At 73.3% G+C, this 2,436-nt stretch carries 1 protein-coding gene; it reads left to right on the plus strand.

The window, feature by feature from the left end; all coding sequences use genetic code 11:
- Positions 1 to 496: 496 nt before the first annotated feature.
- Positions 497 to 2,436: type I polyketide synthase (locus tag ABZ495_RS36950; RefSeq protein WP_359840373.1), on the plus strand; the 1,940-nt coding region annotated here is incomplete at its 3' end.

Raw genomic sequence — 2,436 nt, forward strand, 5'->3', positions numbered from 1 at the left:
GCGTCGGGTGGAGTTGCCGACGTATGCGTTCCAGGGTGAGCGGTTCTGGCTGGAGCCGTCGGTGGTGGGTTCGGGTGTGTCGCCGTTGAGTGCGGTGGATGCGTTGCGGTATCGCGTGGTGTGGCGGCCGTTGGATGTGGTTCCGGCGGTGGGGTCGGGGGGTGTGTGGCTGCTGGTGGTGCCGGATGGTGGTGCTGACGGTGGCTGGGGGTCGGCGCTGGTGTCGGCGTTCGCCGAACTCGGTGTGGATGCCGGTGTGTTGGTGGTGGATGGTGCGGTTGGGCGTGATTCGTTGGCGGCGTCGTTGAAGGGGCGTGAGCCGGCGGGGGTGGTGTCGCTGCTGGGCAGTGGGTCGGGTGCGGTGGCTGGTGGTGGGTCGGTGCCGTGGGGTCTGGCGGCGTCGGTGGCGTTGGTGCAGGCGTTGGAGGACGTGGGTGTGGCGGCGCCGTTGTGGTGTGTGACGCGGGGCGCGGTGGCGGTGGGTGGTGGTGAGCGGGTGTCCGGTCCGGAGCAGGCGATGCTCTGGGGTCTGGGCCGGGTGGTCGCCGCGGAGCTGCCGGACCGGTGGGGTGGTGTGGTGGATGTGCCGGAGTCGCCCGGGGTCGATCTGGCGCGGGCCACGGTCACCGCCCTGCTGGGTGGCCATGGTGAGGACGAACTGGCGGTCCGGTCTGCGGGGTTGTTCGTGCGGCGGTTGGAGCGGGCGCCGCTGGCGGGCCGTCGGGCGGTGCGTGACTGGAGGCCTGGCGGCACTGTGCTGATCACGGGTGCCACCGGCGCGCTCGGCCGTCACGTCGCCCGGCGCCTGGCCGCCGACGGCGCCGAACACCTGCTGCTGCTGAGCCGGAGCGGTCGTGCCGCACCCGGCGCCGAGGCATTCGAAGCGGAGCTCACGGGGCTCGGCGCGAAGGTCACCGTGGCCGCGTGCGACGTGTCCGACCGGGATGCGGTCGCCGAGGTGCTGGCCGCGCTGCCGGCGGAGCACCCGCTCACCGCCGTGTTCCACACGGCCGCCCTGCTCGACGACGCGCTGATCGGTGACCTGACTACCAATCAGATGGAGCACGTGCTCCGGGTCAAGGTCGGCGGCGCCCGGGTGCTGCACGAGCTGACCGCGGGCCTGGACCTCTCCGCCTTCGTCCTGTTCTCCTCGATCGCCGGGACGTGCGGCCTGGCCGGTCACGCCAACTACGCACCGGGCAACGCCTATCTGGACGCGCTGGCGCACCAGTGGCGGGCGGACGGCCTGCCCGCCACCGCGATCGCCTGGGGCCACTGGGACGGCGGCGGCATCGCCGCGCCCGCCATCGAGGAGCAGATCCGGCGACGTGGTGTGCTGACCTTCCGGCCGGAGCTGGCGCTGGACGCGCTCGTGGGGATCCTCGACCACGACGAGACCGCGGTCGCCGTCTTCAGCACCCGCTGGGACGGTACCGGGCTCGGCGCGGGCGCCAGGCCGGTCCCGCTGCTGAGCGACCTGCTCGCCGCCGGTCGCCCGGTGGCCGGTCCGGAGCGGACGCCCGCGACCTCCGCCGAGGAGTCCCCGGACCTGGCCCGCCGCCTGGCCGGACGCTCCGCCGAGGAGCAGCGGAAGGCCCTGCTGGACACCGTCCGCCAGGTGGTCGCCTCCGTCCTGCGGCACTCCTCCGACGACACCGTCCTGCCGAGCCGCGCCTTCAAGGAGCTCGGCTTCGACTCGCTCACCGCCGTCGAACTGCGCAACCGCCTGCGGATCGCGACCGGCCTGCGGCTGACCTCCACCCTGATCTACGACCATCCGACGCCCGTCGCCCTGGCCGACCACCTCCACGCCGAACTCTTCGGGCACCAGCCGGCCTTCCCGGCCGCCCGTCCGGTGACGGCCGGATCCGACGAGCCCGTCGTGATCGTCGGGATGAGCTGCCGGTACCCCGGTGGCGTGCGCTCGCCGGAGGACCTGTGGCGGCTGCTCGACGCGGGGGCGGACGCGATCTCCGCGCTGCCCGCGGACCGCGGCTGGGACGTCGACGGCTTGTACGACGCCGACCCCGACGCGTCCGGGCGGTCCTACGTCCGGGCCGGTGGGTTCCTGGACGCGGTGGCCGAGTTCGACGCGGGGTTCTTCGGGATCTCGCCGCGGGAGGCGCTGGCGATGGACCCGCAGCAGCGGTTGCTGCTGGAGACCTCGTGGGAGGCCTTCGAACGGGCGGGGATCGACCCCGAATCGGCCCGGGGCAGCAGGACCGGCGTTTTCGCGGGCCTCAGCATGCAGGACTACACGACCCTGCTGCGCGAGGCGTCGACCGAGGTCGAGGGCTACGCGGTGACGGGTAGCGCGGGCAGCGTGCTCTCGGGCCGGGTTTCGTACGCGTTGGGGTTGGAGGGGCCGGCGGTGACGGTGGACACGGCGTGTTCGTCGTCGTTGGTGGCGTTGCACCTGGCGGTGCAGTCGTTGCG

This window comes from Kitasatospora sp. NPDC005748, from assembly GCF_040630735.1.
Lineage (GTDB): Bacteria > Actinomycetota > Actinomycetes > Streptomycetales > Streptomycetaceae > Kitasatospora.